This is a genomic window from Lactobacillus sp. WILCCON 0058 (assembly GCF_057198005.1).
Window position 1 is genome coordinate 773,897 of sequence record NZ_JBUBHM010000001.1, and the last position, 16,485, is coordinate 790,381.

The 16,485-nt window shown below is 50.4% G+C and carries 15 protein-coding genes; 14 read left to right on the forward strand and 1 reads right to left on the reverse strand.

Going from position 1 to position 16,485, the window contains the following annotated elements; translation table 11 throughout:
• The first annotated feature begins 50 nt into the window (after positions 1 to 50).
• The 9 genes from typA (at position 51) to holA (ending at position 9,736) form a co-directional block, all read left to right on the forward strand.
• Positions 51 to 1,922 (forward strand): translational GTPase TypA, encoded by a 1,872-nt coding sequence (typA, locus tag ACYVUU_RS03825; RefSeq protein WP_270448173.1) that lies wholly within the window; start codon positions 51 to 53, stop codon positions 1,920 to 1,922.
• 106 nt (positions 1,923 to 2,028) lie between these two features.
• Positions 2,029 to 3,234, forward strand: coding sequence for an FtsW/RodA/SpoVE family cell cycle protein (locus ACYVUU_RS03830; RefSeq protein WP_484500881.1), 1,206 nt, complete (start codon positions 2,029 to 2,031; stop codon positions 3,232 to 3,234).
• Complete coding sequence (locus tag ACYVUU_RS03835; RefSeq protein ID WP_439774751.1) at positions 3,224 to 3,565, forward strand: YlbG family protein; 342 nt, start codon at positions 3,224 to 3,226, stop codon at positions 3,563 to 3,565. The genes ACYVUU_RS03830 and ACYVUU_RS03835 overlap by 11 nt, the downstream gene beginning before the upstream one ends.
• On the forward strand, positions 3,562 to 4,113 hold the full coding sequence (rsmD, locus tag ACYVUU_RS03840) for a 16S rRNA (guanine(966)-N(2))-methyltransferase RsmD (RefSeq protein ID WP_484499998.1): 552 nt from the start codon (positions 3,562 to 3,564) through the stop codon (positions 4,111 to 4,113). Before ACYVUU_RS03835 ends, rsmD begins: the two co-directional genes overlap by 4 nt.
• Entirely contained in the window at positions 4,114 to 4,608 is a 495-nt protein-coding gene (coaD, locus tag ACYVUU_RS03845; protein ID WP_484499999.1) for a pantetheine-phosphate adenylyltransferase, read from the forward strand.
• The gene (locus tag ACYVUU_RS03850; RefSeq protein WP_484500000.1) at positions 4,598 to 5,638 is read left to right on the forward strand and encodes a SepM family pheromone-processing serine protease; all 1,041 of its coding nucleotides are present in this window, start codon (positions 4,598 to 4,600) and stop codon (positions 5,636 to 5,638) included. Before coaD ends, ACYVUU_RS03850 begins: the two co-directional genes overlap by 11 nt.
• A gap of 120 nt (positions 5,639 to 5,758) precedes the next feature.
• Positions 5,759 to 6,505 carry a helix-hairpin-helix domain-containing protein gene (locus ACYVUU_RS03855; protein ID WP_484500001.1) on the forward strand — a complete coding sequence of 249 codons (747 nt, stop codon included), beginning with the start codon at positions 5,759 to 5,761 and terminating at the stop codon, positions 6,503 to 6,505.
• A gap of 1 nt (position 6,506) precedes the next feature.
• Entirely contained in the window at positions 6,507 to 8,717 is a 2,211-nt protein-coding gene (locus ACYVUU_RS03860; protein WP_484500882.1) for a DNA internalization-related competence protein ComEC/Rec2, read from the forward strand.
• 29 nt (positions 8,718 to 8,746) lie between these two features.
• Entirely contained in the window at positions 8,747 to 9,736 is a 990-nt protein-coding gene (gene holA / locus ACYVUU_RS03865; protein WP_484500002.1) for a DNA polymerase III subunit delta, read from the forward strand.
• A gap of 89 nt (positions 9,737 to 9,825) precedes the next feature.
• Here the strand turns inward: holA and rpsT are convergent, their stop codons facing one another.
• Positions 9,826 to 10,077 carry a 30S ribosomal protein S20 gene (rpsT, locus tag ACYVUU_RS03870; RefSeq protein WP_270448164.1) on the reverse strand — a complete coding sequence of 84 codons (252 nt, stop codon included), beginning with the start codon at positions 10,075 to 10,077 and terminating at the stop codon, positions 9,826 to 9,828.
• 203 nt (positions 10,078 to 10,280) lie between these two features.
• Here rpsT and rpsO point away from each other — a divergent pair, with 203 nt between their 5' ends.
• The 5 genes from rpsO to tig all read left to right on the forward strand — a co-directional run bounded on the left by rpsO (position 10,281) and on the right by tig (position 16,342).
• On the forward strand, positions 10,281 to 10,550 hold the full coding sequence (gene rpsO / locus ACYVUU_RS03875) for a 30S ribosomal protein S15 (protein ID WP_002879084.1): 270 nt from the start codon (positions 10,281 to 10,283) through the stop codon (positions 10,548 to 10,550).
• 220 nt (positions 10,551 to 10,770) lie between these two features.
• On the forward strand, positions 10,771 to 12,639 hold the full coding sequence (locus tag ACYVUU_RS03880; protein ID WP_484500003.1) for a ribonuclease J: 1,869 nt from the start codon (positions 10,771 to 10,773) through the stop codon (positions 12,637 to 12,639).
• Positions 12,626 to 13,459 carry a tetratricopeptide repeat protein gene (locus ACYVUU_RS03885; protein ID WP_484500004.1) on the forward strand — a complete coding sequence of 278 codons (834 nt, stop codon included), beginning with the start codon at positions 12,626 to 12,628 and terminating at the stop codon, positions 13,457 to 13,459. The genes ACYVUU_RS03880 and ACYVUU_RS03885 overlap by 14 nt, the downstream gene beginning before the upstream one ends.
• A gap of 181 nt (positions 13,460 to 13,640) precedes the next feature.
• Entirely contained in the window at positions 13,641 to 14,831 is a 1,191-nt protein-coding gene (tuf, locus tag ACYVUU_RS03890; RefSeq protein ID WP_300616111.1) for an elongation factor Tu, read from the forward strand.
• 182 nt (positions 14,832 to 15,013) lie between these two features.
• Positions 15,014 to 16,342 (forward strand): trigger factor, encoded by a 1,329-nt coding sequence (gene tig / locus ACYVUU_RS03895; RefSeq protein ID WP_439776201.1) that lies wholly within the window; start codon positions 15,014 to 15,016, stop codon positions 16,340 to 16,342.
• Positions 16,343 to 16,485 lie beyond the last annotated feature (143 nt).

Consider the following 16,485-nt stretch of genomic DNA (forward strand, 5'->3'; position numbering starts at 1 on the left):
GCCTACTATCTAAGGCTAAAGGGAACTGTGCTTTTGTCACAGTTCTTTTTATGAGGAACGGGGAGGAAACATTTTTGGCAGATCAAAAGAGAAGAGAAAACATCAGAAACATCGCGATCATCGCGCACGTCGACCACGGTAAGACTACCCTGGTTAACCAGCTGCTCAAGCAGTCAGACACTTTACCAGAACACATGAACCTGGAAGACCGGGCAATGGACTCCAACGCCATTGAACGTGAACGTGGGATCACGATTCTGTCAAAGAACACCGCGGTCAGCTACAAGGGCACGACCATCAACATCCTGGACACCCCAGGCCACGCCGACTTCGGTGGGGAAGTTGAACGGATCATGCACATGGTTGACGGTGCCCTGCTTCTGGTCGACGCTTACGAAGGCCCAATGCCGCAGACTCGCTTCGTTTTGCAAAAGGCCCTGGAAGCCGGCGTTAAGCCAGTTGTTGTCGTTAACAAGATCGACCGTCCTGGTGCTCGTCCAGCTGAAGTTCTGGATGAAGTCCTGGAACTCTTCATCGAACTTGGCGCCAACGACGAACAACTTGAATTCCCAGTTGTTTACGCTTCTGCCTTGAACGGTACTTCCAGCTACTCAGACGACCCGGCTGACCAGGAAGAAACTATGGACCCGGTTTTCGACACCATCATCAAGGCCATTCCGGCTCCACTTGACAACGAAGACGAACCTCTGCAGTTCCAAATCACCATGCTTGACTGGGACGACTACGTTGGCCGTATCGGTGTCGGCCGCGTTTACCGGGGCAAGATCAAGGTCGGCGACGAAGTTACTGTCATGAAGCTTGACGGTTCCAAGCAAAACTTCCGCGTGACCAAGCTCTTTGGTTACTTCGGTCTGAAGAGAAACGAAATCAAGGAAGCCAAGGCTGGCGACATCATCGCCATCAGCGGGATCAATGACATCTTCGTCGGTGAAACCATCGCTTCTAAGGAAAACCCAGAAGCCTTGCCAATTCTGCGGATCGACCCGCCGACTCTGCAAATGGACTTCGTGGCCAATGACTCACCATTCGCCGGCCGGGAAGGCAGCCAGGTTACTCCAGCCAAGCTGGAAGAACGGCTTTTGCGGCAAACCCGGACTGACGTTTCCTTGAAGGTTGAACCAACGGATCAATTGAACGCCTGGACTGTTTCAGGCCGTGGGGAACTTCACCTGTCCATCCTGGTTGAAGAAATGCGCCGGGAAGGCTTCGAACTGCAACTGTCACGGCCAAAGGTTATCTACCGGGAAGTTGACGGGCAAATGTGCGAACCATACGAAGCTGTCCAAGTCGATGTGCCAGACGAATACGTTGGTTCAGTTATCGACGGCTTGTCCCAACGCAAGGGTGAAATGCAGAACATGGTTTCCAAGGGCAACGGCCAGACCCGCTTGGAATTCTCAGTTCCTTCCCGTGGTCTGATCGGCTACAACAACGAATTCATGTCCGCAACTGGTGGTTACGGGATTATGAACCACACCTTCAGCGAATACAAGCCAGTCGTTAAGAACTGGAACCCAGGCCGGCGCAACGGTGCTTTGGTTTCCATCAACCAGGGTCAGTCAACTACTTACTCCCTGCAGTCAGTTGAACAACGTGGCCAGCTCTTCATCGGTGCCGGCGTGCAAGTTTACGAAGGGATGATCGTTGGTGTATCTTCCCGTGACCGTGACATCGCTGTCAACGTAACCAAGGGCAAGAACCTGACCAACACCCGTGCTTCTGGTAAGGACCACGCGGCTGCCATCAGAACGCCAAAAACTTTGACTTTGGAAGAATCAATCGAATTCTTGAACGATGACGAATACTGTGAAGTAACTCCAGAAAGCCTGCGCCTGCGGAAGAAGATCTTGAACACTTCAGAACGGCAAAAGTTTGACAAGAAGAAGGCCAAGACCAACTAATTGTTATTTTTTGGTAAGTCTCTCCCCCTATTTATAGGAGGAGGGGCTTTTTTGTTTTATAATGAAAAGCGACGATTATTTTTAATGAGGGGAAATAGTGAAAAGCGTGAAGGAAAATAAAACGGGAGCTGGCAAAATTGCCAAAATAAAAGAGACATTCAAATATTTCGACTACCGGATCTTCATCGTCTACTTGCTTTTGATGACGATCGGGGTGATCGCGGTCTATTCAGCCAGTTCAGAAATCCTGCTAATCAACGGTTTTAAAGCCACGGTTTATGGGCAAAAGCAGCTGATTTACGCCTTTTTCGGGATCTTGATCTGCCTGGCCTGTTACAGCATCAACCTGGATTACTTAAGGCGGGGCAAGCTGCTCTTGTGGCTGCTGTTAATCGTGGCTGGATTATTGGTCTACGTCAGGGCTTTTGGCCAGGCAGTCAACGGGGCCAAGGGCTGGATCAACCTGGGCCCGATCAACATCCAGCCTTTGGAACTGGCCAAGCTGGTCTTGCTCTTGTATCTGGCCCGGATGCTGGCTAAAGCCGATGGGCGGTTAGTGCGCGGGCATATCATTTCCCAGCTTTTGCCAACGGCTTTAGTAGCAGGCTTTTTGATGATTCTGGTCTTGATCGAGCCAGACTTCGGGGGGACAGCCATTCTTTTTTGCCTGGTCTTGATCATGTACTCAGTTTCCGGTATTCCAACCGGCTACGCTCTTTTGAGTCTAATCGGCATCACCGTTCTGGTCGTCGGGGGTTTCAGCTTGATTGTGGCCTGGAACCCGAGCTTCTTGCAGGATGTTTACGTCTACAAGCGTTTCATCGCTTTTTTGCACCCGTTTAAGACAGCGGCTAATGAAGGGGCCCAGCTGGTCAATTCCTATTACGCTATCCACAACGGCGGTTTATTTGGCCTGGGCCTGGGCAACAGCATCCAGAAGCGGGGCTATCTGCCAGAACCTTACACGGACTTTATTTTGTCGATTATCGCCGAAGAAGTCGGCTCTTTGGGGGCGTTATTAGTTCTGGGCCTGCTCTTTTACCTGATGCTTTTGATCATGGAGCGGGGGGTCAAGGCCCAGTCCCAGTACTCCACCTTGATCTGCTTCGGGGTGACCGCGATTATCTTTTTCCAGACTTTATTTAACGTTGGCGCGGTATTAGGCCTAATGCCGATCACTGGGGTGACTCTGCCCTTTATCTCTTATGGTGGGTCATCACTCTGGGTTTTGTCGGCCGCTATTGGCCTGGTCTTAAATGTTACCGCGGAAGAAAAAATCAGACAGGAGGTGCAAGCAGCTGATGAGTATTAACCAAGAATTAAAAGAGCAGGAGATTCCCAGCCGGACCAGTCTGATCGTGTACCTGCGCAATGTCAACAACGACCAGTTCAAGCTGCGCCGGTTCGGGGACATCGTTTATTTTTCCAAAAAGCTGCATTATTTGATTCTGTACGTCAACCAGGAAGAGGCGGAAGAAACGGCTAGCAAGCTGCGGAGCTTTAGCTTTGTCAAGAAGGTTGAATTTTCCCAAAATGATGCCCTGGACCTGGACAATCAGAAGATTGAGCAGCAGATCAGCGACATGGCCAAGGAGGCCGAAGAGAAGTTAAATCAGACAGATAAAGAGGACTGGATCAAGTGAGAATCATTTCTGGAAAATACGCCAAGCGGAATCTGTTTACACTCAAGAGCCAAAAGACCCGGCCAACTAGTGACAAGGTCAAGGAATCCTTGTTCAACTCCCTAGGCCAGTTTTTTGCTGGAGGAGAGGTCCTGGACCTGTACGCGGGCAGCGGAGCTTTGGGCATTGAAGCCGTCTCCAGAGGTTGCGACCATGCGGTATTAAACGACGTCAGCCGGCCGGCCTGCCAGATCATCAGGAAAAACGTGGACCTAACCAAGGAGCCGGACCGCTTTGAGGTCTTCACCATGCCGGCTAAAGTGGCCTTGAAGGTTTTCGCTGAGCAGGAAAGGAAGTTTGACCTGGTCTTTTTGGATCCGCCATATGCCAAGCAGCAGATGATCAAGGACATGACCGCTCTTGCTTCCTTGGGCCTGCTCAATCCTGGAGCCAGGATAGTCGTGGAAACTGATGAGCAGACAGACTTGCCGCCTGTTTCAGGCTTTGACCTTTTGAAAGACCACCATATGGGCAAGACTATCGTAAGAATTTACCAGAGGGCAGAATAGATGACGACAGCGCTATTTCCGGGGAGTTTTGACCCCATTACCAACGGACACATGGATACCATTGAGCAGGCGGCGAAGGTCTTTGACCGCCTCTTGGTCGTGGTAATGACCAACAGCTCAAAAAAGGCGCTTTTCACGCCAGATGAGCGAGTGGACTTGATCCAGGCCGCGGTAAAAGAACACGGCCTGGCTAATGTTGAGGTCCTGGCCCGGCCTGGCCAGCTGACGGTTGACCTGGCTAAGGAGCTGGGGGCCGGAGTCCTGGTCCGCGGGGTCCGCAACAGCAGCGATTTTCTCTATGAGCAGCAGATCGCCCAGCTGAACCAGGAGCTAGCCCCGGACCTGCCGACTGTGTTATTTATGGCTAAAGCGGCCAATAGTGCTTTGGCATCGAGCATGCTGAAGGAAATTGCCATGTTTGGGGGCGACTTGGACCGCTTTTTGCCCAAAAAGGCTGCCAGAGCCTTGAAGGAGAAGCTGCAAAGTGAAAGTTAAAAAAGACGGACAAAGCAAACAGTGGCGCCGGGCCCTGGTTGGCTTATTTACAGTCATCCTGCTGGCCCTGGTCCTGCTTATGCCGACCAAGTACGTGATTGAGGCGCCAGGGGATGCCCTGCCGGTCGGCGACTATTTAAAGACCACCGGGGTTAAGCCCAAGAACAACCTCTACTTCGTGACCGTGAGCGAAAGACGGGCGGTTTTAGGCGACTATTTATGGTCTTTTACCCAGCCATACGAAGACCGCTTGACCATGGATGAAGTGACCGGAGGGTCAAGCACTGAACAATATGAACAGCTGCAGGAATGGTACATGCAGACCAGCCAGCAGACGGCCATCTATTACGCGGCTAAGAAGGCAGGGCTTAAACCCAAGCTGAAGTATCAGGGCGTATATGTGATGGATCTGCAGTCTACTTCCAGCTTTAAAAAGAAGCTCTTGATCGGGGACACGATCGTGGCGGCCAACGGGCATAAGTTCAAGTCCGTCAAGGGCTTCATGAGCTACCTGCAAAAGCAGAAGATCGGGCAGAAGGTGTCGATTACGGTCTTGCGGTCCGGGAAAAAGCAGACTTTTACCGGGAAAATCGTCAAGGTTAAAGGCACCGGCAAGCCGGGGATCGGAATCAGCATGGTGGAAAGAGTCAAGGTTGAAGTCAGCCCGAAGACCACCATCAGCACGGGCGACATCGGCGGCCCGTCAGCTGGTCTGATGTTCTCCCTGGCCTGCTACCAGAACTATACTGGCAAGGACTTGACCAAGGGCCATAAGGTTGCCGGGACGGGGACGATCGACGCAAGCGGCAAGGTCGGCATCATCGGCGGCGTGGACAAGAAGGTCGTGGCCGCGGATAAGGAAGGAGCAGAAGTATTTTTCGCCCCAACCGACCAAACCGGGGTCAAGAAGTCCCAGACCAACTACGCCGTGGCCAAAAGAACGGCCAAGAAGCTGGGCACGAAGATGAAGATCGTGCCGGTGGCAACTTTTGACGATGCTTTGAAATACCTGCAAAAGCACTACAAGTAAAGAACAAACAGATTAAAAGAACCGAAGCCAGTCTTCGGTTCTTTTTTGCCTCAGTAAATTTTCCCGGCTTTTTTAGGAAAAAAGGCTGTATTTGGCGTACTAGTTATTGAGGTGATAAAAATGAATCAGTCAAACGAAAAAACGGAAGGCAAGCAAAAGCTGCAGGACCTGCTTGCCTGGCTGACCGAAAAGAAAATGTACATCATAATCGTTTTGCTGGCGCTAGGGGGCTTTTACTATGTCAACCGGCAGCCAGCCGCTGACAATTCAGCTCTTTTGTCCAGCAGCCAGAGCATGAGTGAGAATAGTGGCCAGAGCCTGCAAAGTTCCAGTGTCAGTTCAGTGGCTTCCAGCGCCAGTTCGGCGGCTTCCGCGGCAAATAGCGAAGTAGTCTGCGATATTTCAGGAGCTGTCAAGCACCAGGGGGTCTACCGGTTGAAAAACGGGGCAAGGCTGGAAGACTTGATTGAAAAGGCCGGGGGCTTAACCAAGGATGCCCAATTGAAGGCCATCAACCGCAGCCAGCTGTTAAAAGACCAGGACAAGATCTACATCCCTGGCAAGGGGGAGAAGGTGGAAGCGGCCCAGACCGCTAATTCAGCCTCGGCAACTACTCCGGCTTCTTCTGTTGCTTCTTCATCAGCTTCTTCTTCAACTTCTGGCGCAGCTTCTGGTGACTTGATCAACTTGAACACGGCCACGGCGGCCGATCTGCAGAAGCTGAACGGGATCGGGGAAAAGAAGGCTGAGCAGATCATTGCCTACCGGCAGGAAAAAGGGTCTTTTAAGAGCATTGATGAGTTGAAAGAGGTGTCGGGAATTGGCGACAAGACCTTCGCGGCAATTAAGGATCAGCTTACGATCTAGCCTGGAAGCCGGTTTTTACTTTCTTTTGGCCTTGGCCAGCGTCAGCTTGTGTGGGGTCTTTCAATTGCAAAAATGGGGAAGGCTCTTGGCCTTGGCTGCCTTGCTTTATCTGCTGTTTTTGCTCAAGGGAAAATATGGAGGCTTATTTAAATTTGCTCTTTCTTTCTTGCTCCTGCTGGCTTTAGTCTTGGCTAAAGACCAGGTGAAGCCGGGCGAGCCGGCAGGTGACATCCGCCTTTATCCTGACCAGGTGAAAATTACTGACGGCTGGCTAAGCGGGCGGGGGCAGACTGCGACGCAGCAAGTGCAGGTTTACGGGCCGGCAAGCAGGGAGGCACTAGCTCTGCTTGAAAATGGGCAGAGCATTTACTTAACGGATGTTTCTGGAGCCGTCAGCGAGATTGAGCCGGCGACCAATCCGGGCCAGTTTGACTACCGCCACTATTTAGCCAGCCAGCATGTCTACCGGCAGGTCAAGCTGGCTAATTATCAGGTAAGGCCAGCTCCGGTTAGTCTTTTGACCCGCCTGCATGGCCTGCGCTGGAAAATTCAAGCTTATCTTAAGCGCCTGCCGCGGCTCTTGGCCTTTTTTGCCAGTGAACTGCTTTTGGCGGAAAATCCGGCTGGGGACAACCAGGCCAACTTGAATACCTACCGGGATCTGGGGGTTATCCATATCTTGAGCATTTCGGGGATGCACGTGGGTATTTATGTCTTTGCCCTGGCAGTTTTAGGCAGCTGCCTGCACATGACCAAGGAGGAAGTTTTTGCCGCCTCCTGCGGCCTGCTGGCTTTTGAGGTCTTCTTGAGCGCGGGTCAGCCCGGTTTTATCCGGGCGACTCTCAGCTATCTTTTTTCTGCCGGCCTGGCTTTTAAGGGCCGGCGGATCGGCCGGGCGGATTTGCTGGGCTTGACCTATTGCTGCCAGCAGCTTTTTACTCCCCGCCTTTTGCTGGAAACGGGCGGGATCTTGACCTATTGTTTGGCCCTGGGCCTGGTCTTGACGGCGAAATTGCCAAACTTCAGGCAGGCCTTCTGGCTGAACGGCCTGCTGACGCCGTTTTTGCTTTACTTTTTCTACCAGGTCAATGTCTGTACGATTTTTTACAATATTTTGGTCGTGCCCTATTTCAATTACATAGTCATGCCTTTGACCGGACTGGCTTTGCTGGCTCCGCCCGGTCTGACGGCAATTTTTGAAAAAATCCTGGAGACGGCGGAAGGCCTATTGGCCAATATAGCCAAAACCGGCTTTGGCCAGTTGATCTATGGCCAGGTCAAGGGCTGGCAGCTGGCCCTGCTATTTGCTTTGACCTTCCTGTATCTCATTACGAGTAAAAAGAAATACCGCCATATTCTGGCGGCAGTTTATCTCTTAATTTTTGTCAGCATCCATTTTCCTTTGGAGGGGCAGGTCTCTTTTATCGACGTGGGCCAGGGCGACAGCATCCTTTTAACGACGCCCATTAGGCGCCGGGTCTACTTGATCGATACCGGGGGCAAGCTGACTTTTGGCAAAAAGAAGCAGAGCCAGCCCCAGATTGACCGGATTACTATTCCTTTGCTAAAATCCCAGGGAATCAGCCAGATTGACGGTGTCTTCGTCAGCCACCAGGACGCTGATCATGTTGGTGACTTGGGGCCGCTTTTAGAAGAAATGCCAGTCAAACGCCTTTATATGGGGGCCGGCCTTATTCAAAATCCCAGCTTTCGGGCCAGGATAGCCGGCCGGGTGGCAAAGACCAAGCTGATTGAGCTGAAGGCAGGGATGGAGGTAAAAGAAGCGATCAATTTCCAGGTTCTGCACCCAGAAGTAGCGGGAAAAGGGGAAAACAAGGACTCTTTGTCACTCACTTGCCGCTTGGCCAGGAAAAACTGGGGCTTTACCGGTGACCTGGACCAGGCAGGTGAAGAGGCAATTATCAAGAAGTATCCGGATTTAAAAATTGACTACTTCAAACTTGGCCACCATGGCAGCGATACGTCTTCTTCAACTGTATTTTTGCAGGCAATCCAACCGAAATTAGTCTTTATCTCAGCCGGCCGAAACAACCGCTATCACCACCCCAAGCCGGAAACTTTAGCCAAATTGCACCAATTGGGGATTCCCTACCTCAATACCCAAACGGAAGGGATGATCAGCTGGCATTACGGCAGCAAGGAATACTTCAGCAGTTTTCTGGAAGGGCGGCGGGTATGTTATCATTATTAAAGACTTACTTTTAGAGGGAGGAAAGCGGCTTGCCAAATTTAATATCCCTGTTTCCCAACAGCCAGGCAGGCAACCCAAATGTCCTGTTGCAGGGACCGGATGCTTTTTTAAATGACTATCTGGCTCACAATTATGTCCAGCAGGCAGCCTTTCACGGTCTGGAGAAGGTGACGGTCGACTGCGAGAGCGATCCGCTGGACGACTTGATCGCTGCTTTGGCGGAGGCTAGCCTCTTCAGCCAGCAAAAACTGGTTTTAGTCAAGAACCCAATTTTTTTGACGGGGAAATTCCCAGCCAAGTATAAGCAGCAAGGGGACCAATTGCTGGAAATCTTCAGCCACCTGGACCAAATCGACGATGTGATCGTTTTAGTAGCCAGCTATGAGAAGCTGGACCGGCGCAAGAAACTGACCAAGCAGGTGGAAAAGAGCTTCAATGCAGTCTCTACCGCGGTTAAAAGCTATGAAAGCGGCCGAGTCATGCAGGCATTAGTCAAGGCGGAAGGCTACCGCTTTGGCAAGGGGGCCATGGACCTCCTCATGGAGAGAAGCGACCAGGTTCTGGACGCGGCCCTGGGCAATTACAACAAGCTGAAGGCCATCAGCGACGGCCAGGAAATCAGCCGGGACTTGGTGGACCGGAACATCGACCTTAGCCTGGACCAGAATGTTTTTGCTATTTTGGAAGCTGCCTTAAAAGGTGACTACCAAGAGGCGATTGACCGCCTGGACGGACAGCTGCGGGAAGGAACCTACCCCTTGCAGCTGGTCGCGGTCTTTTTCAGCCAGGTCGAATTTTTGCTCTGCGTGAAGGTGATGGGGCAGAGAAGGCGGAGTGAAAGCGAGATCGCCAAGGAATTGTCCGCCCACCCTTACCGGGTCAAGACGGCCTTGAAGTCCAGGGCGAAAGTCGGCCAGCTGAAGCGGATGCTGGCTCAGCTGATCCAGCTGGACTACCGCTACAAGAGCGGGGTCTGCCAGGGCAGCCGCTTTTTAAAGGCTTTTATCTTGACCTGCTAGGCAAAAAGAGAAACAAAATACAGAAAAAGGCAAAAGAAAAAGAGCGGGAAACGAATTGTTTCTCGCTCTTTTGTTGATTGCTAGTTTAATTACTTAGCAAGCTTAGCCAAACGACTCTTGTCACGGTTAGCCTTGTTCTTGTGGATCAAGCCCTTTGAAGCAGCCTTGTCCAATTCACGGATAGCAGCAACGTGTAATTCGGAGGCGTTGTCCGCACCAGCAGCTTGAGCAGCCTTGAACTTCTTAACGGCAGTTCTCATAGTGCTGAGTTGAGCAGCATTGCGTTCGTTAGCAACAGCTTGAGTCTTAACACGCTTGATAGCAGATTTGATTTGTGGCATTAGGTTCACCTCCAATAACTGATTGAAATTCACTAAATTATTATACTGAAAGCCGGCGCCAGATGCAAGAAGAAATTTTGCTTGCTTTTTCTAAAAAATCGGGTATGATTATATTTGTTATGTGAACCCCGGACGTTGTCTTTACGTTTCACCTAACGGCTGACGCTGTCCGGGGCAATTTTTTAAAAGAAAGGTGCAGAAACATGGCAGTTTCAAAAGAAAGAAAGAACGAAATCATCAAGGAATACGCAACCCACGAAGGCGACACTGGTTCCGTAGAAGTACAAGTTGCTGTTTTGACTGAAGACATCAACAACTTGACTCAACACATGCGTGAACACTCACACGACCACCACTCATACGTTGGTCTGTTGAAGAAGATCGGTCACCGTCGTAACTTGCTTCGCTACTTGCAAGAAAACGACCTGGAACGTTACCGTGCATTGATCGCTCGTTTGGGTCTGCGTCGTTAATCAAGGACTCATCAAGAGGCTGGGCTTTTCCCGGCCTCTTTTCTTTTTCTCTTTTTTGCTTTTCACTTTTCTTTCTTTTCCTTTGCAGGCTTAGTGACTATCATGCTCATGCCCTTTATGTTAAAATTAAAAAGATTATAAGCGTTTTGATCGACAGATCCATATAAAGCATCTATCAGACAAAGAATTGATTTAACATGATTACGAAAAGGAGAGGTTTATGTCAGACAAGTTAAAAATCATGGTTCTCAGCGGGGTCCGCGAGCAGGGCAAGGACATGTTTGCCGTTCAGGTAAACGATGAAATTTTTGTTTTGGACGCCGGCCTCAAGTACCCGGACAGCTCATTGTTCGGGATCGACGTGGTAATTCCGGACATGGAATTCTTCAAGCAATATGGTGACCAAGTCGCGGGGATCTTTTTGACCCACGGCCACGCCGACTCTATCGGGGCTTTGCCATACATTCTGCGAGACTGGGACATTCCGGTTTTCGGCTCAAAATTAACTATCGAACTGGCCAAGATCGACGTGCAAAGAGAAAACAAGCGGCGGAACAACCAGCTTTTCAACGTTATCGACGCCGATACGGAAATCGACTTCAAGAATGCCAGCGTGTCCTTCTTCCACACCACTCACTCAGTGCCGGACTCTTTGGGGATTGTCATCCATGCTCCGCAAGGGCAGATCGTCTACACCGGTGACTTTAAGTTTGATCCTTCAGCCCGGCCAGCTTACCGGACTGACATGACCCGGCTGGCTGAAATCGCTGAAAACGGCGTTTTGGCCCTTTTGCCGGACTCATCCAACGCTGAAGCGGTTTTCCCGAACGCCAGCGAAAATGAAGTAGGTGCCTACATCACCAATGTCTTCAGAAACGCCAAGGGCCGGATCATCGTGGCCGGCAAGGCTTCCAACTTGAACCGGGTTCAGCAGGTCTTTAACGCCGCTGCCGCTACCGGCCGCCGGGTTCTTTTGACTGGCCGGGACGTGGCCAAGATCGTCCACACTGCCATGAAGCTGGGATACCTGGAAGTGCCGGACGGGCTTTTGATGAAGGTCAAGGAACTCAAGGACGTGCCGGATGAAAAGACGGTCATCCTGGAAACCGGCCGGATGGGCGAACCGCTCCAGTCCCTGCAGAAGATGGCCAACAACCGCCACCGGATGATCACCATCCACGAAGGGGACCTGGTCTTTATCGCCACGACCCCGTCACATGCCGTTGAAACCACGGTGGCCATCACCAGCGATATGGTTTACCGGGCTGGCGGCACGGTTATTGAACTTGGCCGCAACATGCACACTTCCGGCCACGCGACTGGCCGGGACCTGCAGACCTTGATCGACCTCTTGAAGCCGCGGATCCTGGTTCCGGTAATCGGGGACTACCGGCTTTTGGAAGCAGTCAAGGACTTAGCCGTTGAAACTGGGATGGACCCAGACGACGTCTACATTACCCAAAACGGGGACTGCCTGGAATACGACACTAAGCGCGGCCAGTTCTTCCGCGGGGATGCTGTACCAGGCGAAGACACGATGATCGACGGATCCGGGGTCGGCGACGTGGGCAACATCGTTTTGCGCGACCGGGAAGTTTTGTCAGACGACGGGATCTTCATCGCCGTAGTCACGATTGACCGCAAGAAGAAGAAGATCGTTTCCGAACCGCAAGTTACCAGCCGGGGCTTTGTCTACATCAAGGCCAACCACAAGCTGATGAACGACTCAATCCAGGTCATCAAGGACGCCATCCAGGCCAACTTTGAACACAAGAAGTTCGACTGGACTGAGCTCAAGCAGGACATGCGCTCCAGTCTGGAGAAGTTCCTTTACAAGCAGACCAACCGCCGGCCAGTCGTTTTGCCAGTCGTTATGGAAGTCAACCAGAACCGGCACCGGGCAATGCAGAAGAAGGCCGAAGACGCGGCTGAAGGCACCAAGGAAAAGACTGCTAAGAAGCGTACAAACCGCAAGAAGCAGACCAAGCCGGCAAATAAGACTGCCAAGTCTGGCAAGAAGCCAGCAGCAAAGGGCAAGAAGCCGGTAAACAAGAGCAAGAAGGAAAACAAGGCAGATGACAAGCGTTAGCCAAGAGAACCTGCTGAAATTGGCCAGACGGGCCGAAGCAGACGGGGACTACCAGGCTGCTTGCGGGCACCTGGAAGAGGCACTGAGGCTGGGCTTTGACGAAGACCTGGCCCTAGAATTGTCCCGCCTTTTGCGCTTAAACAAGGAGGAAGATCAGGCTTATGCCCTTATCAAGGCATTGCCTGATCTTTTTTCCCGGGATAAAGTACGGGACGAGTATGGCCAAGTCCTGGCAGCCAATAATTATTTGATCGAAGCCCTCCAAGTCAAGCATTTGACTGAGGGAGAGATCGACTTTCCAGTTTTGCCAGCAGAAAAGCAAGAACAAGAGAAAATCCTGCTTGCTTTCAGAAAAACGCAGGCAGTCAGCCAAAGTCAGTATGAGCAGCTCTTAAAGCTGGACTTGCCGACCTACCTGGCCTTTGCCAGAAGCCTTTTGCTGGATCCTTTGGCCAATTATGCCTTGCGCCTGGCGGTTTGCGAGGACCTGGTCAAGCTTGGGGTTAAAGAAGAGATGCAGGTCATGATCCTGGGGGACTTGAAGAGTTTTGTACCGGCGGAAACAGATTTGCTTAAGCAGGACCCGGTCTACCGGGAATTTATCGCTTCTCTGGCCAGCCGCTACCAAAACCGCCCCAGCGAATTGCCTTTGATTCTGGCTGAGGGGAATTACGCTTTTGGCCAGCTTTACCCCTGCCAGGGGGATTATGTCACTAATCCCGATGCTTTTGCCCGGGACCTGACCGGCTTTTTGCGGCAAAAGCGGGGCGGGGAGAGCCAGAACTTGCTGGAAAAAATCTATCAGAAAAATACTGATTAATCTTTTTGCAAATCACTTTACTTTTTGCCGGCATTTAGTATAATCATTTTTGGATATTTTCAAGAAGTTGCGCTATTGCTACTAGCGTACTTCTTAGGAAAGTAGTACAATATTCAACAGAGAATCATCCGTTAGTTTTGTCTCAACGGACTTCTTGTAAAATTTCAGGAGGGTCATTTTAATGGCAGAAAAAGAACATTACGTTAGAACTAAGCCACACGTTAACATTGGTACTATTGGCCACGTTGACCACGGTAAGACTACTTTGACCGCAGCTATCACTACTGTGTTGGCTAAGAAGGGTTTGGCACAAGCTGAAGATTACTCACAAATCGACGCAGCTCCAGAAGAAAAGGAACGTGGTATCACTATCAACACTGCCCACGTTGAATACGAAACTGAAAAGCGCCACTACGCCCACATGGACGCCCCAGGCCACGCCGACTACATCAAGAACATGATCACTGGTGCCGCTCAAATGGACGGTGCTATCTTGGTTGTTGCCGCAACTGACGGTCCTATGCCACAAACTCGTGAACACATCTTGTTGGCTCGTCAGGTTGGTGTTAACTACATCGTAGTCTTCTTGAACAAGTGCGACTTGGTTGACGACCCAGAATTGATCGACTTGGTTGAAATGGAAGTAAGAGACTTGCTTTCAGAATACGGTTACCCAGGTGACGATGTTCCTGTAGTTCGTGGTTCAGCTCTTAAGGCTCTTGAAGGCGACGAAGAAGCTCAAAAGAAGATCGAAGAACTGATGGACGTTGTTGACGAATACATCCCAACTCCAGAACGTGAAACTGACAAGCCATTCTTGATGCCAGTTGAAGACGTCTTCACTATCACTGGTCGTGGTACTGTTGCTTCAGGCCGTATCGACCGTGGTACTGTTAAGGTTGGCGACAGCGTTGAAATCGTTGGTTTGGTAGAAAAGGTCTTGACTTCAGTTGTAACTGGTTTGGAAATGTTCCACAAGACTCTTGACTTGGGTGAAGCCGGCGACAACGTTGGTGTATTGCTCCGTGGTATCGACCGTGACCAAATCGTTCGTGGTCAAGTTTTGGCAGCTCCAGGCTCAATCAAGACCCACGAAACTTTCAAGGGTCAAGTCTACATCTTGAGCAAGGACGAAGGTGGCCGTCACACTCCATTCTTCTCAGACTACCGTCCACAATTCTACTTCCACACCACTGACATCACTGGTGAAATTGAATTGCCAGAAGGTACTGAAATGGTTATGCCTGGTGACAACACTGAATTCTCAGTTACTTTGATCAAGCCAGCCGCTATCGAAGTTGGTACTAAGTTCACTATCCGTGAAGGTGGTAGAACTGTTGGTGCCGGCCAAGTTACTGAAATTGACGACTAATTTTTAGTTTTTGAATTTTAGTTCTAACAGTGTAAAAAGGTGTTCTTCTCAGAAGAACGCCTTTTTTTATCCAAAAAAGCCCTATTTTGTAGTACTTTCATTGTTTTTTGACCGGCTTTAAGGTAAGATATTTAAGTATGCAAAGTAGCAAACTCAAAATAGACATTGGAGGTATTTGATTAATGTCTGCTAACTGGAAAACTACCGGTAAGACTACTGGTGAACTTTCTTTTGAAATCTCTCAAGATGAAATCAAGAAGAGCCTGGACAAGGCTTTTAACCGCGTAAAGAAGAGCTTGCGTGTACCTGGCTTCCGTAAGGGTCACGTTTCCCGTGTAATCTTCAACCAATACTACGGTGAAGAAGCTCTCTACGAAGACGCTTTGAACTTTGCTTTGCCAGAAGCTTACAGCGCTGCTGTTAAGGAAACTGGCATCAAGGCAGTTGGCCAACCTCAAATCGTTCCTGTATCAATGGACAAGAACAAGGCCTGGGAAATGAAGGCAATCGTAACGGTTGAACCAGAAGTTGAACTTGGCCAATACACTGAAATCGAAGTACCAAAGCAAAACACCCGCGTTTACCAAAAGGACATCGACGCTGAATTGACTAAGCGCCAAGAACAAAACGCTGAAATGGTTTTGAAGAACGACAAGGCTGAAAATGGCGACACTGTAACCATCGACTACGTTGGTACTGTTGACGGCGTTGAATTTGACGGCGGCTCAGCTCAAAACTACTCCCTGGAATTGGGCTCAAACACCTTCATCCCTGGCTTTGAAGACCAACTGGTTGGTCACGGCGCTGGCGAAGAAGTTGACGTTGTCGTAACCTTCCCAGAAGACTACGGCGCAAAGGACCTGGCTGGCAAGGAAGCTCACTTCGCAACCAAGATCCACGAAGTTAAGGCAAAGCAATTGCCAGAACTTGACGACGAATTTGCCAAGGACGTTGACGACTCAGTTGAAACTCTTGACGAATTGAAGGAAAAGATCAAGGCTGAACTGAAGTCTGAAAAGGAAGAAGCAGCCAAGGCAGCTATCCAAGAAGCGGCCATCACTACTGCAGTCAAGAACGCTACTGTTGAAGAAATTCCTGACGTGATGATTCAAGAAGACGTTGACAACCAACTCAACCAATACTTGGGCGACATGCAACGTCAAGGGATTGACCCACAAACTTACTTCAAGTTGACTAACACGACTGAAGACCAACTGCGCAGCCAATTGTCAGCAAACGCAGCTGAACGCGTTAAGACCAACCTTGTTTTGGAAGCAATCGTAGCCAAGGAAGGCTTCGAAGCAAGCAAGGAAGAAATCGACGCTGAAATCAAGGACCTGGCAGACAGCTACAACATGAGCGAAAAGGCAGTTCGCAACGCTTTGAGCGACGAAATGCTGGCTCACGACATCAACGTTCGCAAGGCAATGAACTTGATCACTGACAGCGCTAAGCAAGTAGCTAAGGCTAAGCTTGAAGAAGGCAGCGAAGACGAAGAAGAAGACAAGTAATCGCCTGTCAATAGCCTGAATTCCCCAGAAGTGGCACCTGCCCCTTTTGGGGTTTTCTTTTGCCAAGATGGAAGAAAAAATACAAGGCTAATTTCGCGCAAGTTGCCCGTATTTATGCTAATCTAGTCTTTAGCAAATAGAGG